We start from the raw sequence: 24,835 nt of genomic DNA on the forward strand, positions 1-24,835 counted from the left end.
GTGCCATCCCCCCGGCGGACGGGCGCGGACGCGCCGAGAACCTGCCCTCATGCGAGTCACGAGTGATTGTAGAGGCAAGCCGGGGCTCCTGGCTCGCCCGAGTGCTGGGGAAGCACTCCTCTCCGGCCCACCGGGACGCGAAGCTCCCTGGTAGCATCCGCCGCCATGATCCGCTCCTTCTCGAAGTTCCTCCCCCCTCTGGCCGTCGCGGCGGGGCTGGCGGCGCCCGCGGCCCTCGCCTGCACCAGCCTGCTGGTGAGCAAGGGGGCCTCGGCCGATGGCTCCACCTTCATCACCTACGCGGCGGACGCGCACGAGCTGTATGGCGAGCTGTATTACACCCCGGCGCGCCGCAACGCGCCCGGTGCTCAGCGCGACATCTTCGAGTGGGACACGGGCAAGTTCCTCGGCCGCATCAAGGAAGCCCCCGTCACCTGGTCGGTGGTGGGCAACATGAACGAGCACCAGCTCTCCATCAGTGAGTCCACCTTCACCGGGCGTGAGGAGTTGAAGGGGCCGACGGGCATCATCGACTACGGCTCGCTCATCTACATCGCGCTGGAGCGCGCGAAGACGGCCCGGGAGGCCATCCAGGTGATGACGGACCTGGTGGCCGAGTACGGCTACGCCTCCACGGGCGAGTCCTTCTCCATCGCGGACCCCAAGGAAGCGTGGATCCTCGAGCTGATTGGCAAGGGCGCGGGGCAGAAGGGGGCGGTATGGGTGGCCCGGCGGCTGCCCGAGGGGACGCTTTCCGCGCACGCCAACCAGGCGCGCATCCGCCAGTTCCCGCTCAATGATCCGGCCAACGCCCTGTACTCCAAGGACGTCATCTCCTTCGCGCGCGAGAAAGGCTGGTTCAGTGGGGCGGACAAGGACTTCAGCTTCGCGGACACCTACCACCCGCTCGACTTCGGCGGCACCCGCTTCTCCGAGGGGCGCGTGTGGAGCATCTTCCGCCGCGCGGCGCCGTCGCTCGGGCTGGGGGTGGAGTACGCGGACGGCTCGGCGCCGGACAAGCGGCTGCCCCTGTGGGTGAAGCCGGACCGCAAGCTGTCGGTGCAGGACGTGATGGGGCTGATGCGCGACCACTTCGAGGGCACGCCGCTGGACATGTCCAAGGACGTGGGAGCGGGGCCCTACGCGGCGCCCTACCGCTGGCGGCCGATGACGTGGAAGGTGGATGGCAAGGAGTACGTTCACGAGCGGGCCATCTCCACGCAGCAGACGGGCTTCTCGTTCGTGGCGCAGATGCGCTCGTGGATGCCGGCGCCGGTGGGCGGGGTGCTGTGGTTCGGCGTGGATGACACCTTCACGACTGTCTACACGCCGATGTACGCGGGCGTGCGCCGCGCGCCAGCCAACTTCGCCCAGGGCGTGGCCAGCCGGGGCCAGTTCTCCTGGGACTCCTCCTTCTGGGTGTTCAACTGGGTGTCCAACCAGGCCTATGGGCGCTGGAGCGACATGATCGTCGACGTGCAGAAGGTCCAGGGGGAGCTGGAGGGCCAGTTCCTCGCCGACCAGGGCGACATCGAGAAGGCGGCGCTGGAGCTGTACAAGAACTCGCCCGAGCAGGCGCGGGCCTACCTCACCGACTACTCCTCCCAGCAGGGCACCAAGGTGCACACGCGCTGGCGCAAGCTGGGCGAGCAGCTCCTGGTGAAGTACATCGACGGCAACGTGCGCGACGAAGCGGGCAAGGTGAACCATCCCAGGTACCCGGACTCGTGGTACCGGACCATCGTGAAGGACGCGGGCCCCAAGCTGGCGATTCCCGGGACCCCCGCTGCCGCGGCGCCGGACGTCAAGCCCCCGGCCCCCGTCCCCCAGTCGAAGCCCACGGTCGCTCCCGCCCCCTGAGGGGCATCATCTCGTCTAAAAGGCATTCAATGCCCGTCACACCACGAATCGACAGTGGCGCCGCGACCCACATCGGCCGCCGCTCGAACAACGAGGACTCCTTCTGCGAGCGGCCCGAGCTGGGCTTCTTCGCGGTCGCCGATGGACTGGGCGGCCACGAGGGTGGGGAAGTGGCCAGCCAGCTCGTGCTGCGCGCGGTGACGGACTTCCTGGCCTCACGGGAGGATGCCACGGCCCCGCTCGAGGCGGAGACCCCCGAGCAGATGCTGCTCCATGCGGTGCGGCTGGCGCACGAGGAGGTGCGGGCCCAGCAGCGCGGCAAGCTGTCCATGATGGCCTCGACGCTCACCGGGGTGCTGCTGCAGGAGGCCGAGGCGGTGGTGTGCAACATCGGCGACAGCCGCACCTTCCTGGTGCGCGACGGGGCGGTGCAGCGGCTCACGCGCGACCACACCGTCATCGCGGAGATGGAGGCGGCGGGGCTCGACACGAAGACGCCCTTCGCGCTGCGCCACCGCAACTCGCTCACGGGCGCGGTGGGCATGGAGGACAGCGTGGAGCCGGACTGCGGCCGGGTGCCGTTGAGGGCCGGCGACGTGCTGCTCCTGTGCAGTGATGGCCTGTACGAACTGGTGCCACCGGACATGATGGTCGAGCTGCTCGCCCAGGGTGGCTCGGCGCGGGAGATCGCCGAGCGGCTCGTGGCCCGGGCCTATGAGCGGGGCGGGACGGACAACATCACGGGCATCGTGCTCCGGGTGCTGGACAACGGCTAGGCCCCGGACGCCAGGGCGGGCAGCTCCACGGAGGGGGCGAGGCTGATGACGACCGACTTGGACGTCGGCGTGCGGCTCTTCTCCGCCACGCTGCCCAGGGGCACCAGCACGTTGGCCTCGGGGAAGTAGGTGGCGGCGCACCGCCGGGGAATGTCGTAGGCGACCACGACGAACTTCCGCGCCACGCGCCGCTGGCCCTCGAAGTGGCTGGTGAGGTCCACCTCCTGCCCGGCCTTCACGCCCAGCTCCTTCATGTCCTCGGCGTTGAGCAGCACCACGCGCCGGCCGTTGTGGATGCCCCGGTAGCGGTCATGCAGCCCGTACACCGTGGTGTTGTACTGGTCGTGCGTGCGGATCGTCATCATCAGCAACTGGCCCGGCTCCAACGCCAGCCGAGGCATCGGGTGCACGGTGAAGTGCCCCTTGCCGCTCTTCGTGGTGAAGCGGCCCTCGCGAGGCCCGTTGGGCAGGGCGAAGCCTCCCCGCTCGCGCACCCGGCGGTTGAAGTCCGTGAAGCCGGGAATCGTCCGGGCGATGAGGTCGCGCACCCGGTCGTAGTCCTCCACGAGCGACTCCCAGGCAATGGCATCCGCCGGCCCGAGCACCGCGCGCGCGAGCCGGGCCACCAGGACGGGCTCGCTCAGCAGGTGCTCGGAGGCGGGGGGCAGGGTGCCGCGCGAGGCGTGCACCACGCCCATGGAGTTCTCCACGGTGACGAACTGGGCGCCACCGGCCTGGCTGTCGCGCTCGGTGCGCCCCAGGCACGGCAGGATGAGTGCCCGGCGTCCGGTGACGAGGTGGGCCCGGTTGAGCTTGGTGGACACGTGCACGGTGAGCCGGGTGCGGCGCAGGGCCTCGGCGGTGAGCTCCGTGTCGGGCGTGGCCGACAGGAAGTTGCCTCCCAGGGCGAAGAAGACCTTCACCTCGCCGGCGTGCATGGCCTGGATGGCGCCCACCACGTCGTGGCCGTGGTGGCGGGGCGGGGTGAAGCCGAACTCCCGCTCCAGCGCGTCGAGGAACGCGGGCGGGGGCTTCTCCCAGATGCCCATGGTCCGGTCCCCCTGCACGTTGCTGTGGCCGCGCACCGGGCACAGGCCCGCGCCCGGCTTGCCGATGCTCCCGCGCAGCAGCGCCAGGTTGACGATCTCCTGGATGTTGCCCACCGCGTTGCGGTGCTGGGTGAGCCCCATGGCCCAGCACCAGATGACTTGGTCCGTCTCCGCGAGCCACCCCGCGGCCGTTTCAATGCTCTCGCGGGGGATGCCGCTCTGCTCCACCACGTCGTCCCAGGACACGCCCGCGAGGTGCGCCGCGTACGCCTCGAAGCCGAGCGTCTGGCCCTCGACGAAGTCGCGCGCGACCACCAAGCCCGGCTGCTTCGCCTCGCGCTCGAGCAGCGCCTTGCCCAGGCCCTGTAGGAGCGCCACGTCCCCGTTGATGCGCACCTGGAGGAACAGGTCCGCGAGCGCCGTGCCCGAGCCGAGCACGCCGCGCACCGTCTGCGGATGCTTGAAGCGCTGCAAGCCCGTCTCGGGCAGGGGGTTGATGCTGAGGATGCGGCAGCCCTGGCGCTTGGCGGCCTCGAGCGCGGTGAGCATGCGCGGGTGGTTGGTGCCCGGGTTCTGCCCGATGACGACGATGACGCGGGCCTTCTCGAAGTCCTCGAGCGTCACCGTGCCCTTGCCGATGCCGACGGTCTCGTTCAGGGCGGTGCCGCTCGACTCGTGGCACATGTTCGAGCAGTCCGGCAGGTTGTTGGTGCCGAAGCGCCGCACGAAGAGCTGGTAGAGGAAGGCGGCCTCGTTGCTCGTGCGGCCCGAGGTGTAGAAGCACGCCTCGTCCGGCGAGCCGAGCGCGTGCAACTCGCTGGCGATGAGCGCGAAGGCCTCGTCCCAGGACAGGGGCGCGTAGTGCGTGGCGCCCTCGCGCAGCACCATGGGGTGGGTGAGCCGGCCCTGCTTGCCCAGCCAGTGATCCGTCTGGGCGGCCATGTCCACGAGGCTCCACTGCTGGAAGAATTCGGGCGTCACCCGGGCGGTGGTGGCCTCCTCGGCCACGGCCTTGGCGCCGTTCTCACAGAACTCGAAGGCCGAGCGGTGGGCGGGGTCGGGCCACGCGCAGCCGGGACAGTCGAAGCCGTGCGGCTGATTGACCCGCAGGAGCGTCTGGGTGCTTCGCGCCACGCCCATCTCCTCCCAGGCGTGCTTCATCGAGGAGAGCACCGCCGGCACGCCGCCCGCGGCCGTCGAGGGCGCGCCGATGCGCAGCGGCTCGGGGACGATGGGGGGCTGGGCGCTCGGAAGCGGCTCGGAGGGAGTCGGGCCGTGCTCGTGGGACTGCGCCGTCCGTGCCGATGGGGGTGTGGCCGCCATGCGCTCCTCCTCGTGGGTCCGGGACAGGGGCTACGGCGGACCCAGGGGGCTGGGAGTCTACCCCTCCCGGAGCGGGCCGAAGGGGCTTGCCCGCCTGGCTGCCAGGAGCGGTTTCCCTGCCCATCAGCGTGTCTTCACCAGCCCCACCCTTTCCTGAAATGAAGACCCACGTCAGGACAGACAAGGTGCCCACTGATGAGCGTCGTGAGCTTCCAGACGGCGCCCTGGTAGAGCGACTGCTCGCGAGAGAAAAACACGTCGGTCTCGGGTGAGTACCTCCTGCCTTGCGACTGGCCCTGTCCCCGAAACCAGCGGGCGAATTCGTAGCGGCGCCAGGGCTCCACTTCGTCCAGTCCAAGCAGCGCCTGAAGATCTTCGAAGAGACCGATCAACTCAGCCCCCCGCCTGGAGGCCACCTCTTTGGATGAAACCTGATTGAGGTCGCTCGCGACAATCTCCTCCAGGAGGCCATCAATGAAATTGCCCTCACACGGCAGGAGCCATTCGCGGTTGATAAAGCTCACGCTGTCTGTCCATCCCGACAACGACAACCATTGCTCCAGCTCCAGTGGCGAGCCGCTCGCGCATGGCGAGTGATGGGATGTTGAAACCTCGAGCCAATACTTGCCCGAAACCGTCGTCTTGCTCCACTGCCCCCACTCTCGTGCCACCCGCGCCTCCATTGGCTCGTGGAGAGATGAGACGGCTGCTCCCGTTACTGCTTTTTTGGTAAGAAGCTTTGAATGTTCGATATGACGCTGCTCATCCTGCTCGCGCTCGCCGCGCTGGGGTTTATCAGCCACAACAGGCCGGTCGCCGTCTCCATCCTCGTACTGATCGTCATCCGCATGACGCCGCTGAATCAGTTCTTCCCCTGGGTGGAAAAAAAGGGGCTGATCATCGGTATCACTATTCTTACTATCGGCGTGATGGCGCCGATCGCCAGTGGAACTTTGCCTCCATCGACACTTTTTCAATCTTTTCTTCACTGGAAATCGCTGGTGGCGATCGCGGTTGGGGTGTTTGTTTCCTGGCTGGGTGGGCGCGGTGTAACGCTGATGAGCAGCCAGCCGACCATCGTGGCGGGGCTGCTGGTGGGAACGGTGTTGGGTGTGGCCCTGTTCCGGGGCGTGCCGGTCGGGCCACTGATTGCGGCGGGATTGCTGTCGTTGATGCTTGGCCGGCAGTGAGCGCCACGTCTGCCAGTGGTAGAGCAGCCCGCTGATGCTCCCCATTCCCAGCACGGGCAAGGTGCGCCACCTTGAGGAGCACACCGCCGCGGCCCACATCAAGCTCTCCGACGAGGACTTCCGCGCCCTCGGTCGCGCTCAGCCCGTCGTGGCACGCGCGCGGGCGTCGAAGGCCCGCCGTGCCTCCTCCACCTGGTCCATGGACTCCATGGTCCAGGCGTAGAGCGCCTTGAAGGGCTTCTGCAGTGTGCGCCCCAGCGGCGAGATCTCGTACTCCACTGCCACCGGGGACAGCGGCAGGACCCGCCGCGTGAGCAGACCGTTGCGCTCCAGCCGCCGCAGGCACTGGGTGAGCGCCTTCTGCGTCACGCCCTCCAGCCGCCGCTTGATCTCGTTGAAGCGCAACGGCCCCGTGTCGAGCACCGTGAGCACCATCATCGACCACTTGTCCGCGATCTCGTCGAACAGCAGCCGGCTCGGACAATCCACCGCGAAGACCTTGGGTGAGCGCATAGCAGTTTCCTCGAGGATACTTGATGGCTTCAAAGTGCCTGATTGACACCAGATATCCAAAATATATCTTGGACTCAACCCCCCCGGAGTCCACCGCATGCTCGCCTCGAATGTCGACCCGCTGTTCCGCCCCTTCCGGCTCAAGTCCCTGGAGCTCAAGAACCGCATCGTGATGGCGCCGATGACCCGCTACTTCTCGCCCGAGGGCGTGCCCGGTCCGGACGTCGCCGCCTACTACCGCCGCCGGGCCGAGGCGGACGTGGGGCTCATCCTCTCCGAGGGCACGGTGGTGGAGCGGCCCGCGTCGCGCAACGACGCCAGGGTTCCCTTCTTCCATGGCGAGGCCGCGCTGGCCGGCTGGAAACGGGTGATCGACGAGGTGCAAGCGGCGGGGGGCAAGATGGGGCCCCAGTTGTGGCACACGGGCTCGACCATCAACGCGACGACGGACTGGGTCCCGGCGAGTCCGGTGGAGAGCCCCTCCGGGCTCTTGGCGCCAGGCACTCCGCGCGGCGTGGCGATGAGCGAGGAGGACATCGCGGACACCGTCGCCGCGTTCGGTCGCGCCGCGGCCCATGCGAAGCGGCTGGGCTTCGACACCGCGGAGATCCACGGAGCGCATGGCTTCCTGATCGATCAATTCTTCTGGAAGGGCACCAACCTGCGCGAGGACCGCTACGGTGGCGCCACGCTCAAGGAGCGCTCGCGCTTCGCCGCCGAGGTGGTGCGGGCGATGCGCGCGGCGGTGGGCCCCGACTTCCCGCTCATCCTGCGCGTGAGCCAGTGGAAGCAGCAGGACTACCGCGTGCGGCTCGCGGAGACTCCGGAGGCCATGGCTGACTGGCTCGCGCCCCTGGTGGAGGCCGGCGTGGACCTCCTGCACTGCTCGCAGCGCCGCTTCTGGGAGCCGGAGTTCCCGGAGCTCGACGGCGCGGACGGACTGAACTTCGCGGGCTGGGCCAAGAAGCTCACCGGGGCCGCCACCCTGAGCGTGGGCTCGGTGGGCCTGGAGGGCGACTTCATGGGCGCCTTCGCCGGCGAGGGCAGCAAGCTCGCGAGCCTGGACAACCTGCTGCGGCGCATGGAGCGCGAGGAGTTCGATCTCATCGCCGTGGGCCGGGCGCTGCTCGATGACCCCCGGTGGGTGGCCAAGGTGCGCGTGGGCGACCTGGCCAGCCTGCGGGGCTTCAACCCCGCCTCGCTCGGGGCGTTGACCTGAGGTTCAGCTCAGGGGGCCCACGGCGCGGGAGATAGGGCAGCACAGAGCGCTACGGCGGACCCACGGGGCGGAGGTCTACCCCTCCCAGCGTGGCGCGAAGGGGCTTGCCCGCCTGACTGCCAGGAGCGGTTTGCCTGCCCATCCGCGGGTCTTCAACGGGGGACGGCTGTGCTCCGGCGGGGGAAGCACTAATCTGGGAGGTAGTGCGAGCGGGTTGACCTCACGAGGAGGGCGGGATGGAACGGCATTCCCTGCATGGCTGGGACCTGACGCCGACCCAGGCGGTGGCGTTGCAGCGGGAGTTGAAGGAGCGCGTGGTGCTGCGTCCGCCGAGGGGGTGGAAGGTGGAGCGGGTGGCGGGGGCGGACATCTCCATGAGCCGGGGGGAGGACTGGGCCTCCGGGGGCTTCGTGGTGCTGGATGCGGGGAGCCGGGAGCCCGTGGCCCGGGCGAGCGCGGTGACGCGGCTGGGCTTTCCCTACGTACCGGGGCTGCTGTCCTTCCGGGAGCTGCCCGTGCTGATGGAGGCGTGGGCGCGGCTGGAGGTGCGGCCGGATTTGCTCATCTTCGATGGCCAGGGCACGGCGCACCCCCGGCGTCTGGGATTGGCATGTCATGGGGGCCTGCTGTTCGGGGTGCCGTCCATCGGCTGCGCCAAGTCCCTGCTGGTGGGCGAGCACGGGCCCCTGGGCGAGGAGCGCGGCGCGGTGGCGGACATCCTCCACCAGGGCGAGGTGGTGGGCCGGGCGGTGCGCACGCGGCGCGGCGTGTTGCCTGTCTACGTGTCGCCGGGGCACCTGATGGACTTGCCCACGGCGGTGGAGTGGGTGTTGCGGATGACGTCGCGCTACCGGGAGCCGGAGACGACGCGGCACGCGCACCGGCTGGTGAACGAAGTGCGGCGCGAGGCGCTCGCGGCGCGGGCGTCCTCCCGCGAGTGAGTCCCGCCGCGCAGCGCGCGCTCTCACACGTCTTCCGGGGGGCGCCGGCCCCGGAGCAGCGTGTCCGCTCCCCCCGTCTCCCGCCGGGGCCTCCGCTCGCCGAGCCCCGGGCGGGCCATCAGCTCGTGGAGGGCTTGCGCGGCACCTTCCTCGTCGTGGGCGCCACCCGGGACGCCGCCGAGGCCCTGTCGACCACCTGGGAGGTCTGGCGGCCCGGCGCCGAGGGATAGGGCCCCGGACCTGACTCCGAAGACAAACGGCGCTTCAGCTCGTCGAGCAACCACCGGCCGGCGACCCCCAGCACGCGGTCGCGTCGGTGGGCCGCGTAGATGGTCAGCCCTCCGGCTGGAGTCGAATCGTCGTCGAGCTGGAGCGGCACCAGGTGCCCCGCGGCGATGAAGCCGGCGACGAGGTGCTCGGGCATCCGGCACCAGCCAAAGCCAGCCAGCAGGAAGTCCAGACGCCGCCCGAGGTCGACGAAGCGCCAGAGCCTGGAGCTCAAGAGTCCGTAGTTCGCGCCACCGGCATCCATCGGGTCCGACAGGACGAGCTGGACATAGGGCTCCAGGTCTCCCCGCGTCACCGGTCGTCCGAGCGTGGCGAGCGGATGCGTGGGCGCCACCACGGCCTGCAATCCAATACGCAGCAGCGGTGAGGCGGCGATGTCCTCGGGGATGGTGGGCAGGAGCAGGCAGATTCCCAGCGCGGCCGAACCGTTTCGCAGGCGTCGCACCGCGCCTCCAAGCCCCTCGGTGGAGAAGCTGACGGGGAGATCGGGAAAGGTGCCGCTGAGCGCGCGAATGCTGTCGATCAGCGGCGCCGTTGGCACCAGGGGATCGATCGCGAGCGCGAGCTCGGGCTCCAGCCCCGCGCGCGTGCTCGCCGCCACCGCCTCGAACCGGGTCGCGCTCGCCAACACCAGACGTGCCTGCTCGACGAGTACGCGCCCGATTTCGGTCAGCCGTGGCCGGTGACCGCTCCGGTCGAAGAGCAGGACTCCCTGCAGGTTCTCGAGCGTCGCCACGGCCTGGCTGATCGCCGATTGCGCACGTCTGAGTTCACGGCCGGCCGCGGAAAAGCTGCCCGTGTCGGCGATCGTCACGAGGACGCGCAGTTGATCCAGGGTGAGGTTGCTCAGCATGATCCATCATCCACGCCGATGGACATCATCATGATTTCGTCACTCCCGCAAGGGAGAGATGGCGCGTAGCCTGGTGTCATTCGAGCAACCCCCGTCCTCTCTCCAGGAGACCTCCGATGCCCAGGCTTCTCGTCATTGAAACCAGTCCGCGTGGCGATCATTGATTACAACGTGCCGGCCGCCCTGAAGGCGTGAGTGGATCACATCGTGCGCAAGGGATTGACGCTGGGCCACGACGGGCAGGGCCTCGTCACGGGCAAGAAGGCGACGGTCCTGCTCGCCTTGGGCGGCGTGTATACCGAAGGGTCGCTCTAGGGGTTCGAGTGCACTGATGATATCGGGATACAAATGGAAAATATTGAACTGAGAGAAGGCGAGCAATTGATTCGCAAGTCTCCTGCGAATCTTCAGCATGGCATCGGAGCCGTGGGCGGGTGGCTGTTCCTCACCGACCGGCGGCTCGTGTTCCAGCCCCACCGATTCAACCTCAACGCGCAGCTGGGACCGAAGGAGATTGCGCTTGACACCGTGCGGGGAACGCGGCTCGTTTTTACAAAGCTTTTCGGCGTGTTGCCGCTGGTACCCAACGCGCTCGCCATCGATGCGGCGGACGGCGAATCCCGTTTCGTCATGGGTGAACGCAGACAGTGGGCCGATGAGCTCGGGATGCGGCTGGAGAGGAGCAGTAAACCCTCCGTCCTCCCAGCCAAGGAAATCAGGCTCTACCCCTCGTGGTTCATCATCCTGCTTGGCTTCTGCTTGAACTTCACCTTCGCGGGCATTCTCTCCGCCATCAACTGGAAGCGGCTGGGCGAAAGGTCCCTGATGCGCTATGCCTCCTTCTACGCCGCGCTGGGCGCAGTGCTCACCGTGCTCTATTCATTGTCGGATTTCGAACGACCCTTCTTGGTTTTCGTCATCAATGGCTGTGCCACCTTCCTGGCCAGCTTTGATGTGAATGTGGTGTATGCGCGTCACAAGAAGAACGGAGGAGCGCGCGCCAACCTGCTCTGGCCCGCGCTCATCGCCCCGATCAGCGTTGTCCTGCTAAGCCTCGCGATCGGGGTGGTCAAACAGTAATGCGGCGGAGCGCCGGGCAGTGTGGATGCTGTGGAGAACACGGGAGCAACTGGGGGCGCGAGGCGCTCGGGGCGCGGGCGTCTTCCCGCGAGTGAGCCCCTCCCCTCAGCGGGCAGGCCGCAGGGTCTCCAGCTCGGAGAGCAGCGCCTGGAGTTCGGGCGTCTCCAGCGCCTTGTGCACCGAGGCGAAGAACTGAGACAGGTCTCCGGCGCCCTGGTGCTCGTAGACGGTGGCCTGCAGGCCCATCTCCAGCCGGTCCACCTGGCGCACGAGCCGGGCCTCGAAGGAGGTGCCCTGCTCGTACTCCTCCCACAGGGCGAGGTAGTCGGCGCTGCGGGGTAGCCCGGAGAAGATGCGCTGCACGGCCTCGCGCTCGCGCCGCTGCTTCTCCTCGCGGCTCACGCCGTCATGGGGGGTGATGTCTCCGGCGCGCGCCTCGCCCACGTCGTGCAGGAGCGCCATGCGCACCAGCTTCGAGGCGTCCGCCTCGGGAAAGCAGGTGTCGGCGAGGAACAGGCACAGGAGCGCCACGAAGAAGGAGTGCTCGGCCACGCTCTCGCATTTCTCGCGGGGGATGCCCACGCGCAGCCAGCCCTGACGGTAGAGCTGCTTGAGGTGGTGCAGCTCGAAATAGGCCTCGATGAGGGGCGGGGTGCGCCGGCCTTGGAGCAGCGCGAAGGAGGGAGCGGCCTTGGTGTGCATGTCCCCGAGCGTAGCCACGCTCCGGACAGGAGGAGAAGGCCGTGGCGCCCGCGCCCACGCCGTGAGGCTCCGAAACGCAACAGGGCCTGCCCCGAACTCGAGGCAGGCCCCAGGGGGGAACTACGCATTCGCCTTCGTGTCACCCTCGTGCGCGCCCTTGATGAGGATGCGCTTGGGCTGCACTTCCGGCTTCTTGGGCACCACCACGTTCAGCACGCCGTCCTTCAGGTCGGCCTGGACGTGCTCCGCGTCGATGCCCTCCGGCAGGGAGAAGGAGCGCGAGAAGGAGCCGAAGCTGCGCTCGTAGACGAAGTGCGTTTCACCCTCGTCCTTCTTCTCCTCGTGGCGCTGGCCGGAGATGGTCAGGCGGTTGCCGGTGAGGGAGATGTTGAGGTCCTCCTGCTTGACGCCGGGGAGGTCCGCCTTGAAGACGTACGCGTCCTTGGTCTCCTTCACCTCGAAGGAGGGGAGGAAGCCCGTCACGGCGCCACTGCCCGGCACGCCCCGGGACAGCTCCCGGAAGGGGTCCCATTGCAGGAAGTCCCTCATCACCTCGAACGGGTCCACCCCACGGTTCTGGCTGAGACCCCGGTCATTGTTGTTCCGACGAATGAGCGACATAACCAAGTACCTCCTGGATGGAATACGGTTGATTGTTGATTGGGGAGGGAGTCCGAGACGGTCATCCCGGCATCCCTCGCGGAAGAACTCTCTCTTGCCTCTAATCTAACCAGCTCGCGGCGTTGTCCAGTCGCTCCGGCGAGCCAATCCCTCTCACTTCAGGCCGCGGCCGTGCGGTGCATGAGGACAATCCCCTGCGGGCCGACAGCCATACGGGGCTGGGACAAACGACGGCAGCTCGGGCAGTAGCCCCACACCTGTCCCGGTGTCTTGCGCACGCTCAACGCGCCGCCGCAGCTGGGGCAGCCCCCACCCACGCTCAGATCCGCCATCTGCTGTTCCGAATCCGCCTTCACCTCGATCATCGGTACCTCCACGCCCTCACCAGTAACGCAGCGCCGAGGCCTGGCAAGTGTCCGCGTGCCAACAGGGTTGGGTGTTCCGAGGATCGTGGTACCAAGTGGAGGAGGGCCGCCTGGCCGTAGGGCGTCCGTACAGACGAGCGACACTCCCTCCGCGCGCCAGATGTCCAGCCAGATCCTGCGAACTGACTCTCCATCGGCCCAGCGCGAGGCCCGGGGGAGCAACTCGCCCCTCTGTTGGACTACCCCTCGGGGCCAATGGCGCGCTCTAATGAGGACCCATGGCCTGGAGTGCGCTTCAATGAGACTGCTTCCCGTAGGGCTGCTGCCAGCCGTGCTCCTGGTCGGCTGCGGGACGACGAATGGAGTGGGTGCTTCTCCTGGAGCAGGTCCCGCGTCCGGAAAGTGGATGGGAAAGCCGGTGCCAGGACCTGGCGGGGGCGAGATCCAGACGACCATCTATTACGGCCCATGGCAGTGCAGCCAACGGTGGATGAATCGCTGCCAGCGCAAGTGTGCCTCGCAAGGTCACAAGTTGATGGGCTGTATCTGGATCGCGGACATCAAGACGGATTGGAAGGGGCGGTATTTGAGCTTCCCCGTGTACGCGGGAGGCCGGTACGCCATTACGCACTGCTGCTGTGACTACCCCGAAGTAGAAGATGCGGCTTCACTCCGAGATGAATGGACGAACAAACGAGATTCCTTCCGGCGGAAATGGGGGGAGGAGTTCGGAGGCTGGCCAAAGAGCGGGGACACACACTATCCGGGGCATCACATTCATGACCTCTTGCACGGCGGTGGGCCCATCGCCGAGGGCAATCTGCTCCCGACTCCCAGCAGTGTGCATGAGGTGCTCAATAAGCAGTACCCGCTCTGCTACAAGGGCGCGAACCAGTGGCGTACAGTCGGTCTCGACCGGCCCTATACGGATTGAAGCCCATGTCCCTCCAGTCCCTGCTCGAAGAGATCTCGCGCCACCATTTCCCGAGTCCTCCCGCCACTCCTGAAGAGATCGAGGAGTTCGAGCGGCGGGTGGGTTGGCGGCTGGATTCCGCTCTCCGTGCCTTCTACCTGCATTGCAACGGGGGGACCTTGTTCAAGCGCGGACCGGATGCGAACTACCGCTTCCTTCCGCTGTCGGAGATCGTCCGGGCCCGAGTCGCCATCTTCGGAGAGGACAAGGACGAAGACGGCCCCTCTTCGATGTATGTCATCTGTGATCTCCAAGATGGCGACTACGTTCTGGTGGATACAGGGCGGCAGGAGGACGGCGCGTACCCCATCGTGGATGGCTGGCATGAGGCGTGGCCCAACCCGAAGCACTGCAAGCAGATCGCCCGCTCCTTCGAGGACTTCCTGGAGCGGGCCCTCCGCGGCGGAGACAGTTTCTTCTGGCTGAAGAAGGGCTGGGCGTTGAGCGCCAGATAGCAGCGGCCCTCGGTGCACCCATCCGCATCCCTCAGGGGGGACGCTCAATTGAAGCTCAGCGCGCTGTCCTCGGCGTTGCTGACCTTCTGGCCCTTGAAGTCGATCGTGAAGTGCCCGCTCGGCTTGGCCGAACCGAGTCCCTTGAAGATCGCGAACACCTGCTTGAACTGGTGCTGGAACAGCACATGGACGGCATTCTGGTCCGAGGGCTTCCCGCCAATCTCGAGGATCTCCTCCGGGCTGGCCGGGAACGCGCCCATCAACACCTTGTACTGACTCACGCGCTCGGCGCCCATGTCGCGCAGCGCCAGCTCGCCCGCATACACGGTGCGGTGGAAGTCACCATGAAACTCATAGGCGGAGATCCTGGCGAAGTCGTCCAGCTTCAGGCCCGCGGCGCTAGCGAGCTTGTCGGCCTTGGTGGTGGCCTCGGCCCAGTCGGCGCTCAACTGGCTGGCCGGGACCGCTGCCGTGGTCGCCGTGCCCTTGGCCGCGCAGGCCGCGCTGAGCGGCACGATGCCCGGTGCATCCTTGAGCTGCGCCAGCGTCACCTGGGTCCGCAACTGCGAGAGGATCAGCATCTGCTTCGCGTCCAATGACGTCGCGGCTTCCTTCATCTCGCACGGCCAGTACTCGTCCATGAAGCGCAGGCGCGACAGTTCGCCGAAGTAGTAGCGCGTGAATTCGCCGTAGGACCGGGTGTCCAGGATGGCGCGGTTCCATCTCTTGGCCACATCGCCGCTGGCGGTGCTGCCCTGCAGGTAGTCGTACTCGGCCTGGTAGAGCGGGAACAGCTCGTCATGGCGCGCTACCGAGTTCAGGCCGATGGTCCGCACCTCGACCGTCTCCTTGTCCGTGTAGGTGACGAGCTTGTAGGCCGCGCCGTACACGGCCAGGGACGGCGACTGGACATTGACGAGAAAATGACCGGCCGCGTCCTGGTAGTCATTGGTGCCGTTGAAATGCATGTGGCCGCCGATGTGCAGTCGCAGGCCGGTGGCGGCCAACGCCGCCGTGGTGGCCGCTTCCGGGACACGGGCGGTCTGGAAGGCGCCGGGCTTGAACACCGCCTTCATCGCATCGGTCTGGTTGGCATAGAAATCCATGGTCGGATAGTGCGAGAACGCCATCAGGTGCTTGCCCTGGGCCCTGGCGCGCTCGGCCACCGACTTGATCCAATCCATCAGGTGCTTCTTGTGCGTCAGCACCTTGTTCCAGCCCGCGTTGCCGGCACCATCGAACCCCTTGGAGGCTTTCGGGTTGGCCGGATCGAACTTGCCGTTGGGGATGAAGACGTTGGCGTCGATCGACAGCAGCCACAATCCCTGGACCGGCTCCACCAGGTAGCTGGAGTCGATGATGTTGCTGCATCGGGTGTAGGCCCTGCCCAGCGCGGCCTCGCCAGCCGCCTTGTAGCTGCCGCCCTCGCCTTCCGCGCACATCTCGAACTGGCGATTCTTCAGCTCGGCCTGGAGAACGGCCTCCTCATGGCTGTACCCACCGTCCTCGTAGTGGCTGAAGGGCGTTTCCCAGTACAGGTCCGCCTTGTTCGGCATGAAGCCGAAATCGCCCAGCGTGGCGAGCAACTTCTCGTAGCCCTGCTCCATCAACTCCTGGGTGCAGACCACGCTCGGGTCATTGGCGAGACAGGCGGCGTTGCCGGGAGCGTAGATCTTTTGTTCCTTGCCCTCCTGGGTCAGGAAGTCGTTCTTGCCGGCCTCCTCATCGTCATGGGGCTCGTTGGGATCGTGGTTGCCGGGCGCGAGGAAGAAGCGCATGCCCTTGGCCTGGTACTCATGCAGGATGTCGGCGAGCCCGTTGACGTTGATCGGCTGGGCATCGTCGGAATAATCGCCAGGAAGCGCCACCAGCCGCACGCCTTTCGCGTACGCATCATCCAGCGCGGCGCGGAAGGCGAAGTAGTTCTCGTTGAACAAGCGGGTCGAGGTCAGCTGCGCATACATGGTGCGGATGGTCGCGTTCCTTCCCTTCTGGGTCGGGATGCCCGCGAACCGCGCGCTCTTGAAATCGCCATAGACGTTCGCGAAGTGCACATCCGACATGAAGGCGACGCTGGGGCTGCCCGCGGGCGCTTCCTGTTCTGGCGGGGGGACGTCGTGGTGGCACGAGGACAACGACAGTGCCGCCAGCATCGCCGCGCCAGTGTGTGCCGGGCGCGACCTCATCTTGATTCCCATTACTGAACTCCGTGCAGAATCGTTCGAATCCAGGCCCACACCCTTGCATCAAGACCATGGCCTATTGATTACATATCGGTGACATATCGGTTACCCGCCGAGGGCGGATATGCTCCAGGGCATGGCGAACATCGCGATCACTGGCGCGGGTCAGGCCGGGCTCTTCCTCGGCGTTGGCCTGCTCGTGATGACGCGGGGGGAAGGCGCTATCCTCGAGCTGCTCAACCCCGATGGCTCGGTGGGACTGCACATCGCCCCGCACCAGGTGCCCGCGGTGGCCGCGGCGTTGATCGACGGCCTGTATGATCCCAGGGCCCTCTTCCCCTGGTTCGTGGACCCCGCCGTCACCCGCGACTTCCCAAGAGAAGCCCATGGCCATGGGGGTATGCCGCCACGCGTCAGGACTCCCTCACGGGCCTTCAGACCGCCAAGCCCACTCTCAGCCTCAGGTAGAAAATTTTCCAAGAAAACGAATAAAACGGTTATAGCCTTTGTGGCGGTATAAGCCGTTATTTTTCGTTTAACCCGGTTTTGCCAATGGCTGCCTCTGTAGTGGCAAAGGGTTCGGGAAGGTGCGTGGCCTGCACTCGACGCGACGCGCCGTACCGCACAACTCGAAGGAGGCGAAATGTTCAACCGTGGAATGCGTCATGCGGCTTTTCTTGCCTTGGGTTTGTTGAGCTCCGCGTGTGGAGATCAAGAGGCGGCAACGGAGCACGAGCGCGAGTTGGAAAACGACGCCGTGTACAACTCACAGTACCCCCAGGGTCAGTCTTTCCAGGTGCGGCTGGCTGGCCTGAAAGACCCCGTCACGGCGGTGCTCAAGGGTGACCATGCCTTTGTCGGCGACCAGGTGATCGGTCAGGTCTCTGGCACGCAGGTGCTCAGCGTGGACAAGCAGGTGTTGTTGGAGCTGGATGGTGAAGCGCGAGTCAGGGCCATGGGCTCTGGCATCGTCAACGCCAACGGTCAGAAGTGGCCAGGGGGCGTGATTCCGTACGAGATCGATCCCGCCGCGTCGGCGGCGACGCGTACGGCCTTCGAGGGCGCCAAGGCCGACTACCATGCGAAGACCTCCATCCGCTGGGTTCCCCGGACCAATCAGGCCGATTACGTTCGGATCGTTACCAGCGACGGATGCTGGAGCTACGTCGGCAAGATCGGAGGACGGCAGGACTTGTCGCTGGGCAACGGCTGCGGTGTGAACCCCGCGCGGCACGAGCTCGGCCACGCGGTCGGGCTGGCGCACGAGCAGGTGCGGCAAGACCGCGATACATGGGTCACGGTCAACGCGGGCGGCAGCCAGAACGCCATCGATTGGGGGTCGGCGGGCACGCCCATCGGAGCGTATGACTTCGAGTCGATGATGCACTACCGCAATTACTTCGTGAACGGCCGTTGGGATTACGTGCCCAAGAATGGCTTTCCGCCCGAGTGGGTTGGCAACGACCGCGTCAACACCTTCACCGCTGGCGACCTCAACGCCATTAGCGCCATCTACGGCGGTGGCACGGCCACTGGCGTTTGCTTCTACTCTGACGTCGACTACAAGGGAGCGAGCTTCTGCGCGACCAGCGACAACTCTTGGGTCGGGGCGGAATGGAACGACCGCATCTCCTCGGTCAAGGTGAGCCCTGGCTTCGAGTTCACGTTGTTCAACGACATCAATTTCGGCGGAAGTGGTCTGGGGTGTGGTTGTGACATTCCCAACCTGGTGACGCACAACTTCAACGATCTCACCTCTTCGTTCCGGATCAAGCGGAAGTAACGAGACCCCTCGTCCGGGCCCGGGCCGCCGAGCGGCTCGGGAGATTCACAGGACATCCATGGTGGGGAATCTCGCGCTCGCGCGAATGCATTCCCACAGGAAGCAGGCCAGGCCGAGGTCTCCCGTCCAGAGGGAGTAGCGGCGGCGTCCCAGCCGGGAGGCCTCGGCGTCACTTTGTAGGATGGCGTGCATGGCGAAGGAACGTGCCCGATCGAGCCACTCGCCGTCACCGGTCCTCTGGAAGAGCTTGAGGAAGGCATAGGCGTTTCCAGCGGTGCCGTGGCAGAGGTTGGCGCCCTTGGCCAGCGGGCCCGCGGCCCAGGTCAGCTCCCCCGCTCCAAGCAGCAGTTCGTCGATCGGCGCCTCCAGGGCCGACAAGGCCGTCACCATGCCGGGGGCGCCGTGGCAGTGCTGCACCAGCAGCGGCGCTCCGGGACGCCGCGAGCCGGTGTGTGGGGCCCAATTGATTCCCTGGGCGCCCCGGATCGCGGTCACTTCCAGGGTCCTCACGATGCGCGAGGACAATGATGCCCATTGTCCGGGTTCCAGGAGCTCGCGCCCCTGGAGCAGGGCGAAGGCGTTGCCGGCGAAGCCGTGCACCGGTCCCAGGTATTGGGCGCGCTCCCCATACAAGGTCTGCGTCCAGATATCCGCGCCGAGGCTTTCGTCCCATTGAAGGGACGCCTCCAGTGCCCGTGCGCCCGCGCGGTAGAGGTCCGCCCAACGTGCCGAGCCGCTGGCCCGGTAGAGCGCGAGCGCCGCCAGCATCGTCCCCGGCGCTCCCCACATCAGCTCCAGGGCCGGGTCTTCCGTGTTCTCCGCGATGGCTTCGGCCAGGGCGGACAGGACTGGCTCGGACGGCGCCGTCTTCCACCAGGTGAAGAGAACGCCCGCGTCCCCCAGGAGCCATGAGCGCGTCTGCCAGCCAGCCCCGAGCATCTTTCGCCACGCCTCGGAGTCGAACAGCCGCCGGTTCCGGCGCTGGATGTCGAGGAAGTGGTCCGCGAACGAGGGGCCGGGGCTCACCGCGCCCTCGCGCGCGAGATGATCCAGTGCCCAGATGACGCCCGCCGCGCCAAAATAGAGGGATGCCTGAGGGCCGGGAGGGTCTCCGGCCTCTTCGTCGTTGGGGTGGGTCGGCCACAGGCTCTCAAGTGTGAACGTGTCGCGCGTCTCCTGGACGATTCGCTCGATGGCGGCCCGCGCGATGGTGGCGTCCCACGCCGCGCCGGCCAATGGTTGATGACGCTCCGGATCGGAAAGTGCTGTCATAAGCCCCAGCATCTACCACGGTCGGGCAAAGGGTTGAGCTGTCCAGGTAGTACTAGGAGAGGGGGAGCTCCAGAGTGGTGACGGCGCCCTTGTCGGGTCCCTCGCTCTCGATGGTCAAGCGGCCATGGAGGAGCTGGGCGGCCAGCGCGCTGGAGTGCAGTCCGAAGCCATGGCCCCCCTTGCGTGTGGTGAAGCCGTGGGAGAACAGCTTGCCCTTCACCTCGGGGGCGATGCCCACGCCATCATCCACCACCTGGATGCGGACCACCGGCCCCTCCGCCTTCATCCTCACCCACAGGTTGCGCTGACCCTCGGGCCGCGGATCCAACGCCTGCTTGGCGTTGCTGATGAGGTTGATGAGGATTTGCAGCACCTTGTGCTTGTCCACCTTCACCCGAGGCACTGGCGACAGCTCCCGGTGCACGGTGACCCCATGGCGTTGCAAGGCCGCCATCTGGATGCGCAGCGCGTCGTCGATGAGCAGGGGCAGCTCGCACTCCTCGGTCATCAGCGAACTCTTCGCATACGTCTGTTGCACCTGGACGATGGCGCGGATGTGTTCGATGTGCCGGCTCATCGCCTCCATGTCTTCCATCAGGTGCGTCTGATCCTTCATCAACTCCTCCCCCAGCGCCACGAAGTATTCCGGCAGGTGTCTGCCCCGGGGGCTGTTCGTCAGGAAGTCCGCCAGGTCCTCCTGATGCTCCACGAGGAGCATCCCCGCCTGCCTCACGCGGCCCACGCGCTGTGAGCCCACCGCCTTGCGCATCATCTCGAGGTTGACGACGGCGCTGGTGAGCACGTTGCCCACGTTGTGCAGCACGTTGGCGGCCACCTCCGCCATGCCCACCTCGCGCGCCGTATCCACCAGCCGGGCCTGGGCCTGCTTGAGCTCGCGCGTGCGCGCCTCTACCCGCTGTTCCAGCTCTTCGTTCGCCCGGCGCAGCTCCGTCCTGGCGCGCTGGACGTCCTCATAGAGCCGGGCGTTCTCGATGGAGATGGCCGCCTGGGAGGCGAGGTGTCCCAGGAGCACGAGGCGCGCGGGATTGAAGGCATTGGCCGCCAGGTCGTTCTCCAGGTACAGCGCTCCGGAGAACCGCTCCTGTCTCAACAAGGGCAGGCACAACACCGAGCGCGCCTTGCCACCCGCCAGGTAGGTATCGGACGAGAAGGGGTGGGGCTTGGAGGCATCGCCGATGAGCACGTGCTCCCGGGTGCGCCGGACATAGGCGAGGAGCGTCCACGGCAGCGCGGGCGCCACTCCCTCCGCCGAGGTGTCGGAGATGGCGGCCACCGAGAGCGTGTCCCCATCGGGCAGCAGCAGGGCGCCTCGCTGGGCGCCGGCGTTCTCGATGGCCGCGTGCAGCAGCGTCTTCACCAGTCGCCCCAGCTCGATTTCACTGGAGACGGCCTGCTGGGCCTTGACGACCGTGAGCGCGTCGATGCGGGTGGAATCCGTGGTGCTGGTGGTCTGCGCGTCTTGGGGCACAGCCGAAGGGGAGAGGAGGGGCCAGAGGGACTCCAGATGCTGCACCTTGCCCAGGGCGCCCCACTGTTGGTACGCCGCCCAGGCCTCGCGCGCGAAGGTCTGCGCGACGGTGGGCGCCTGCCGGGTGCGCCAGAAGTTCGCGGCGAGCTCGTTGGCGAGGGCCACGCAGTGGGTGGCCCCGTTCTCCCGGGCCGAGCAGATGGCTTGCTCATAGGCGCACGTGGCCTCCTCGGCTCGTCCCGCGATGCGGGCCAGCTCCGCGGACACCAGCCGCTCGAGCGCGAGGAAGTTCTCGGGACAGTTCTCCGCCCACTCCGCGAGCTGCCGCTGGTGTGACTGGATGGCCTCGAGCAGCCGTGGCCGCTCCTCGGGCGTGGCCTCCTCGAAACACGCCGCCAGGGTCAGGGCGCGGTAGAAGTGGTAGACGCAGTGGGGGAGGGTGCCGTGCATGACCCATAGGAACTCGGTCGTCTTGTCCGCGGCCTCCCGGGCTTCCACGTAGGCACCACTCATGAACCGCGCCTGGAGCCTGGCGAGCCAATAGTTGCTCTTCAGGGTCGCCTGGCGTTTGGGGAGCTGAGCCTCGAAAGCCTGCTCATCGAAGCCCTCCCCGTTCAGCGTGCCGAACGCGTGGGTGAGCCCGCGCAGGTTCTGCACGTAGCGCTGATCCAGCAGGACATAGTCCTGGGGCTCCTTGACCCCCGTTTTGTGCAAGAACTCGCCGCGCACGAGCGTCTCCTGGTGGACCTCATCCAGGTGATGCCCCATGAAGAGACGGTTGTAGACGATGTACCAGTTGCTGAATGCAGCGCCCAGGATGTCTCCCACCTGAAGCGCGTGGTGGAGTGCCTTGATGACGAACTCCTGCGCCTGGGGCAGGGGCTGGGTCCAATAGCTGCAGAACTGCATGCAGTAGATAACCCTGCCCCGATGGGCGGTCAGGTTGTAGCGCTCGACGAACCCGAGGGCGAGCCTGGAGAAGGCAAGGCCCTCCCGGTACCGTTTGAAGTACGAGCTGGAGATGAAGCCAAACCAACCAAATCCGGGCGTGGCGGCATCCACGAAGCCATGGCGGATGGAGAGGGATGTAATCCTGCTCACGATGATGATGAACAGGTGGTGGTTGGTGGCGTACGCGGTCGGGTAGAACTCCAGGAGGGTGCTGATGGCCAGCTTCACGTCCGGATCGGTCATGACTGGCAGATCGATGAGGCTTTCGATGGAGCGCTCTCCCAGCAGGGTCCACACCTCCTCATGAGCGGCCACCGCCTCCTCCCAGGTGGGATTCTGGGAAAGTGGCATGCCCAGCAAGGCCAGGCACTCCCGCATCAAGGCCAGACCCCGAGGGCTCTCGCTCATGACGAAGTGGACGTCCATCCTCAGGAGGTAGACGGCCACGGCGTCCGCACGGGTGCGAGCCCGGGGGTGTAACTCCTCGGCCAGACGGCGCGCCTCGGCGACGTTGGCGTGCATGAATTCACAGCGCGCCTGGGAGAGTCGCAGTCTGAAGGCGAGCGCGGGCTCCGTCTCCCAGGGGTCTCCCGGGATGAGCGCGAAGGCCGTCGAGAAGTAGGTGATGGCGGGGCGCAGCGCCATCGCGGCCCGGGCCTTGTCACCGGCCTCGGTGTTCAGCCGCATGAGGTGGCGGCGTTCCTCGGAGTCCTCGATGAGTTCCAACCCGGTGTTGAGCTGGCTCACCACGTCGAAGAGCGACTCGCGCAACTCCTCCGGGGAGAGGCTCGCGAGCAGCAGCCGGCCGATGCGCAGGTGGACCGCCTTGCGCTCGGCGTCGGAGAGGAGTGAGTGAGCCGCCTGCTGGATGCGGTCATGTTGGAAGCGGTACTGCTCCGGGCCGGCGCGCACCAACATGCCTTCCTGGAGCGCGGGCTCGATTCCCTGTTCGAGTTCTCCTTCCGCGGATAGACCGGCGAGAGTACTCAACATCTGGAGAGGGAAGACATTGCCTACACACGCCGCCAGCCGCAGCAGATGCTGCGTGTCCGGGGGGAACTGGCGCAGCTTGCCCACCATGAAGTCGACGATGTTCTCCGAATAGCCTCGGGCCCGTACCCCCTCGGCGTCCCAGCGCCAGCCTCCTCCGGGCACTCGCACCAACAGACCATCCTGGTGGAGTGCCACCAGCAGTTGCAGCAGGAAGAAGGGGTTGCCCCCCGTCTTCTCGTGCACCAGCGCCGAGAGAGGACCGACGATCTCTTGTCCCGCTCCTGGCAGCGTGTCGGCCACCAGGTGTTCCACCTGCTCCGCGCTCAGCGGTCCCAGGTGGAGGTCCGTCATCCTCGCCCCCGCCTTGCGCGCCTCCTCCAACACCTGCATCAACGAGTGGGTGGGGCTCACCTCGTTGTCCCGGTAGGCACCAATCCAGAGCACTGGGAGGAGCTCGGGCTGGGACATCATCCACGCGAGCCATTGCAGACTGGCGAGGTCCGCCCATTGCAAGTCATCCAGGAACACCACCATGGGGTGCTCCGGGGTGGCGAACACCGAGAGGAATTGGCGGACCACCCGATGGAAGCGCTGCTGGGCTTCGTTCGGAGGCACCTGCTGGAGCGCGGGCTGGGGGCCCACCAGCACTTCCAACTGGGGCACCAGCTCCACGAGCGCCTGGCCCTCCACTCCCCAGGCGCGATTCACCTGCTCCCTCCATCTGCCAAGCTCCTCCTCACTGCCCGCCAGCAATTGCTGCACGAGGCCCCGGAGCGTCTGGGCCGGAGTGGCGTAGGGGATGTCTCGCTGGAACTGGTCGAACTTGCCGCTCATGAAGAAGCCGCGGCGCTCCACCACGGGCTTGTGCAACTCGTTGACCACCGAGGACTTGCCGATGCCCGAGTAACCCCGGACGAGGAGCAACTCCGGCTGGCCGGTGCGAGCCACCCGCTCGAAGCCCTCGAGCAGGGTGGCCACCTGGGCTTCACGTCCGTAGAGCCGTTGCGGCAGTTGGAACTGGGTGGGGGTGTCCCTCGTGCCCAACGTGAATACCGCTGGCTCGTCCTGGCTCAGGGCTTGCCGGCAGCGCTCCAGGTCCGCCTGGAGTCCCTCGGCGCTCTGGTAGCGCTCCTCGGCCACCTTGGCCAGCAGCTTGAGGACGAGAGCGGACAAGGCGGGAGGCACCCGCGGGTTCAGCTCGTGCGGGGGCCGGGGCTTCTGCGCCATGTGGGCGTGGAACCACTCGAGCGCGTCCTTGCCCTGGAAGGGGCGCTGTCCCGTGAGCAGCTCGTAGAAGGTGACGCCCAGGGAGTAGAAGTCGGTGCGGTAGTCCACCGCCCGGTTCATCCGCCCCGTCTGCTCCGGCGACATGTAGGCCAGCGTGCCTTCGACGAGATGTATCGGAGCCGCGTCCAGGTGCTCCACCTTGTGCAGCGTGGCCACGCCGAAGTCGATGATTCGAGCTTCACCCGAGGACGCCTCGATGATGTTGGAGGGCTTGATGTCCTTGTGGATGACGTTGCGGCAGTGGAGTTCCCCCAGGGTGGAAGTCAGGGAGAGGGCCAGGCTCAGGAACCGGGAGAGCTCCAAGGGCTGGCCGGTGGACTCGGACAGGGTGCGGCCCTGCACCTGCTCCAACAGGAGAAGGGGACGCTCGTGGAGTCGCTCGCAGGCATAGGCCCTGGCCACGCCGCGCACGTCCTGTAGCCGCTGCAGGATGGCGAACTCACGCCGGTAGCGCTCGCTCTCCCTGGAGCCAGGCGATGACGCCATGGGCGTCTTGATGATGACGGGCTGGCCGTCGGCCGTGCGCACCGCCTGGAACAGGACGTTCGAGCCCGTGGCTCGGACGGTGCCAAGGACCTTGTACCCCGGAAGCTCCAACATGGATGATCACACCCGTTGGCGAGAACCCGCCCCCATGACGTCGTCGCACCAACGCGCCTGATTGTACGC

The 24,835-nt window shown here is 66.8% G+C and carries 19 protein-coding genes; 9 read left to right on the forward strand and 10 right to left on the reverse strand.

Going from position 1 to position 24,835, the window contains the following annotated elements; translation table 11 throughout:
- The first annotated feature begins 165 nt into the window (after positions 1 to 165).
- Positions 166 to 1,860: a dipeptidase gene (locus F0U63_RS03310; RefSeq protein ID WP_395843605.1), complete on the forward strand. Its 1,695-nt coding sequence runs from the start codon at positions 166 to 168 to the stop codon at positions 1,858 to 1,860.
- Positions 1,861 to 1,889: 29 nt separating this feature from the next.
- Complete coding sequence (locus F0U63_RS03315) at positions 1,890 to 2,636, forward strand: PP2C family protein-serine/threonine phosphatase (protein ID WP_395843607.1); 747 nt, start codon at positions 1,890 to 1,892, stop codon at positions 2,634 to 2,636.
- On the opposite strand, the gene F0U63_RS03320 is transcribed toward F0U63_RS03315, so the two are convergent.
- Together F0U63_RS03320 and F0U63_RS03325 are read right to left on the reverse strand one after the other, a co-directional pair.
- On the reverse strand, positions 2,633 to 5,008 hold the full coding sequence (locus F0U63_RS03320) for an FdhF/YdeP family oxidoreductase (protein WP_395843609.1): 2,376 nt from the start codon (positions 5,006 to 5,008) through the stop codon (positions 2,633 to 2,635). The genes F0U63_RS03315 and F0U63_RS03320 overlap by 4 nt on opposite strands.
- Before the next feature lie 134 nt (positions 5,009 to 5,142).
- Positions 5,143 to 5,679 carry a hypothetical protein gene (locus F0U63_RS03325; RefSeq protein WP_395843610.1) on the reverse strand — a complete coding sequence of 179 codons (537 nt, stop codon included), beginning with the start codon at positions 5,677 to 5,679 and terminating at the stop codon, positions 5,143 to 5,145.
- A 72-nt stretch (positions 5,680 to 5,751) separates the two neighbouring features.
- Between F0U63_RS03325 and F0U63_RS03330 the strand changes: the two genes are divergently transcribed.
- Positions 5,752 to 6,198 (forward strand): DUF441 domain-containing protein, encoded by a 447-nt coding sequence (locus F0U63_RS03330; protein ID WP_395843612.1) that lies wholly within the window; start codon positions 5,752 to 5,754, stop codon positions 6,196 to 6,198.
- Between the two features lie 138 nt (positions 6,199 to 6,336).
- On the opposite strand, the gene F0U63_RS03335 is transcribed toward F0U63_RS03330, so the two are convergent.
- A complete protein-coding gene (locus F0U63_RS03335) occupies positions 6,337 to 6,711 on the reverse strand; it encodes a winged helix-turn-helix transcriptional regulator (RefSeq protein ID WP_395843614.1) in 375 nt (124 codons plus the stop codon).
- A gap of 97 nt (positions 6,712 to 6,808) precedes the next feature.
- Here F0U63_RS03335 and F0U63_RS03340 point away from each other — a divergent pair, with 97 nt between their 5' ends.
- Together F0U63_RS03340 and F0U63_RS03345 are read left to right on the forward strand one after the other, a co-directional pair.
- Positions 6,809 to 7,930 (forward strand): NADH:flavin oxidoreductase, encoded by a 1,122-nt coding sequence (locus F0U63_RS03340; protein ID WP_395843616.1) that lies wholly within the window; start codon positions 6,809 to 6,811, stop codon positions 7,928 to 7,930.
- Between the two features lie 236 nt (positions 7,931 to 8,166).
- A complete protein-coding gene (locus F0U63_RS03345) occupies positions 8,167 to 8,871 on the forward strand; it encodes an endonuclease V (protein WP_395843618.1) in 705 nt (234 codons plus the stop codon).
- Positions 8,872 to 8,989: 118 nt separating this feature from the next.
- On the opposite strand, the gene F0U63_RS03350 is transcribed toward F0U63_RS03345, so the two are convergent.
- Positions 8,990 to 10,012, reverse strand: a complete 1,023-nt coding sequence (locus F0U63_RS03350) for a LysR family transcriptional regulator (protein ID WP_395843620.1) — start codon at positions 10,010 to 10,012, stop codon at positions 8,990 to 8,992.
- 348 nt (positions 10,013 to 10,360) lie between these two features.
- Between F0U63_RS03350 and F0U63_RS03355 the strand changes: the two genes are divergently transcribed.
- Complete coding sequence (locus F0U63_RS03355; RefSeq protein WP_395843622.1) at positions 10,361 to 11,092, forward strand: hypothetical protein; 732 nt, start codon at positions 10,361 to 10,363, stop codon at positions 11,090 to 11,092.
- 105 nt (positions 11,093 to 11,197) lie between these two features.
- On the opposite strand, the gene F0U63_RS03360 is transcribed toward F0U63_RS03355, so the two are convergent.
- The 3 genes from F0U63_RS03360 to F0U63_RS03370 form a co-directional block, all read right to left on the reverse strand.
- Positions 11,198 to 11,794, reverse strand: coding sequence for an HD family hydrolase (locus F0U63_RS03360; RefSeq protein WP_395843624.1), 597 nt, complete (start codon positions 11,792 to 11,794; stop codon positions 11,198 to 11,200).
- A gap of 120 nt (positions 11,795 to 11,914) precedes the next feature.
- A complete protein-coding gene (locus F0U63_RS03365) occupies positions 11,915 to 12,415 on the reverse strand; it encodes an Hsp20/alpha crystallin family protein (RefSeq protein ID WP_395843626.1) in 501 nt (166 codons plus the stop codon).
- Between the two features lie 158 nt (positions 12,416 to 12,573).
- A complete protein-coding gene (locus F0U63_RS03370; RefSeq protein ID WP_395843628.1) occupies positions 12,574 to 12,780 on the reverse strand; it encodes a hypothetical protein in 207 nt (68 codons plus the stop codon).
- 939 nt (positions 12,781 to 13,719) lie between these two features.
- On the opposite strand from F0U63_RS03370, the gene F0U63_RS03375 reads away from it, so the two are divergent.
- Entirely contained in the window at positions 13,720 to 14,208 is a 489-nt protein-coding gene (locus F0U63_RS03375) for an SMI1/KNR4 family protein (RefSeq protein WP_395843630.1), read from the forward strand.
- Positions 14,209 to 14,252: 44 nt separating this feature from the next.
- Here the strand turns inward: F0U63_RS03375 and F0U63_RS03380 are convergent, their stop codons facing one another.
- Entirely contained in the window at positions 14,253 to 16,406 is a 2,154-nt protein-coding gene (locus F0U63_RS03380) for a metallophosphoesterase (protein ID WP_395843632.1), read from the reverse strand.
- Positions 16,407 to 16,527: 121 nt separating this feature from the next.
- Here F0U63_RS03380 and F0U63_RS03385 point away from each other — a divergent pair, with 121 nt between their 5' ends.
- Together F0U63_RS03385 and F0U63_RS03390 are read left to right on the forward strand one after the other, a co-directional pair.
- Entirely contained in the window at positions 16,528 to 16,911 is a 384-nt protein-coding gene (locus F0U63_RS03385; protein ID WP_395843634.1) for a hypothetical protein, read from the forward strand.
- Positions 16,912 to 17,034: 123 nt separating this feature from the next.
- On the forward strand, positions 17,035 to 18,174 hold the full coding sequence (locus tag F0U63_RS03390) for a M12 family metallopeptidase (protein WP_395843636.1): 1,140 nt from the start codon (positions 17,035 to 17,037) through the stop codon (positions 18,172 to 18,174).
- Positions 18,175 to 18,219: 45 nt separating this feature from the next.
- On the opposite strand, the gene F0U63_RS03395 is transcribed toward F0U63_RS03390, so the two are convergent.
- On the reverse strand, positions 18,220 to 19,446 hold the full coding sequence (locus F0U63_RS03395; protein WP_395843638.1) for a lanthionine synthetase C family protein: 1,227 nt from the start codon (positions 19,444 to 19,446) through the stop codon (positions 18,220 to 18,222).
- A 52-nt stretch (positions 19,447 to 19,498) separates the two neighbouring features.
- The gene (locus F0U63_RS03400; RefSeq protein ID WP_395843640.1) at positions 19,499 to 24,766 is read right to left on the reverse strand and encodes an AAA family ATPase; all 5,268 of its coding nucleotides are present in this window, start codon (positions 24,764 to 24,766) and stop codon (positions 19,499 to 19,501) included.
- Between the last annotated feature and the right edge of the window lie 69 nt (positions 24,767 to 24,835).

The sequence above is a fragment of the Cystobacter fuscus genome (genome assembly GCF_044360685.1).
Lineage (GTDB): Bacteria > Myxococcota > Myxococcia > Myxococcales > Myxococcaceae > Cystobacter > Cystobacter fuscus_C.

Bases quoted from the DNA above. Each gene is read 5' to 3' on its own strand.
- F0U63_RS03370 (WP_395843628.1), bottom strand. From the start codon at position 12,780: ATGATCGAGGTGAAGGCGGATTCGGAACAGCAGATGGCGGATCTGAGC.
- F0U63_RS03380 (WP_395843632.1), bottom strand. From the start codon at position 16,406: ATGGGAATCAAGATGAGGTCGCGCCCGGCACACACTGGCGCGGCGATG.
- F0U63_RS03360 (WP_395843624.1), bottom strand. From the start codon at position 11,794: ATGCACACCAAGGCCGCTCCCTCCTTCGCGCTGCTCCAAGGCCGGCGC.
- F0U63_RS03400 (WP_395843640.1), bottom strand. From the start codon at position 24,766: ATGTTGGAGCTTCCGGGGTACAAGGTCCTTGGCACCGTCCGAGCCACG.
- F0U63_RS03365 (WP_395843626.1), bottom strand. From the start codon at position 12,415: ATGTCGCTCATTCGTCGGAACAACAATGACCGGGGTCTCAGCCAGAAC.
- F0U63_RS03320 (WP_395843609.1), bottom strand. From the start codon at position 5,008: ATGGCGGCCACACCCCCATCGGCACGGACGGCGCAGTCCCACGAGCAC.
- F0U63_RS03375 (WP_395843630.1), top strand. From the start codon at position 13,720: ATGTCCCTCCAGTCCCTGCTCGAAGAGATCTCGCGCCACCATTTCCCG.
- F0U63_RS03335 (WP_395843614.1), bottom strand. From the start codon at position 6,711: ATGCGCTCACCCAAGGTCTTCGCGGTGGATTGTCCGAGCCGGCTGCTG.
- F0U63_RS03340 (WP_395843616.1), top strand. From the start codon at position 6,809: ATGCTCGCCTCGAATGTCGACCCGCTGTTCCGCCCCTTCCGGCTCAAG.
- F0U63_RS03310 (WP_395843605.1), top strand. From the start codon at position 166: ATGATCCGCTCCTTCTCGAAGTTCCTCCCCCCTCTGGCCGTCGCGGCG.
- F0U63_RS03315 (WP_395843607.1), top strand. From the start codon at position 1,890: ATGCCCGTCACACCACGAATCGACAGTGGCGCCGCGACCCACATCGGC.
- F0U63_RS03390 (WP_395843636.1), top strand. From the start codon at position 17,035: ATGTTCAACCGTGGAATGCGTCATGCGGCTTTTCTTGCCTTGGGTTTG.
- F0U63_RS03330 (WP_395843612.1), top strand. From the start codon at position 5,752: ATGTTCGATATGACGCTGCTCATCCTGCTCGCGCTCGCCGCGCTGGGG.
- F0U63_RS03345 (WP_395843618.1), top strand. From the start codon at position 8,167: ATGGAACGGCATTCCCTGCATGGCTGGGACCTGACGCCGACCCAGGCG.
- F0U63_RS03395 (WP_395843638.1), bottom strand. From the start codon at position 19,446: ATGACAGCACTTTCCGATCCGGAGCGTCATCAACCATTGGCCGGCGCG.
- F0U63_RS03385 (WP_395843634.1), top strand. From the start codon at position 16,528: ATGGCGAACATCGCGATCACTGGCGCGGGTCAGGCCGGGCTCTTCCTC.
- F0U63_RS03350 (WP_395843620.1), bottom strand. From the start codon at position 10,012: ATGCTGAGCAACCTCACCCTGGATCAACTGCGCGTCCTCGTGACGATC.
- F0U63_RS03355 (WP_395843622.1), top strand. From the start codon at position 10,361: ATGGAAAATATTGAACTGAGAGAAGGCGAGCAATTGATTCGCAAGTCT.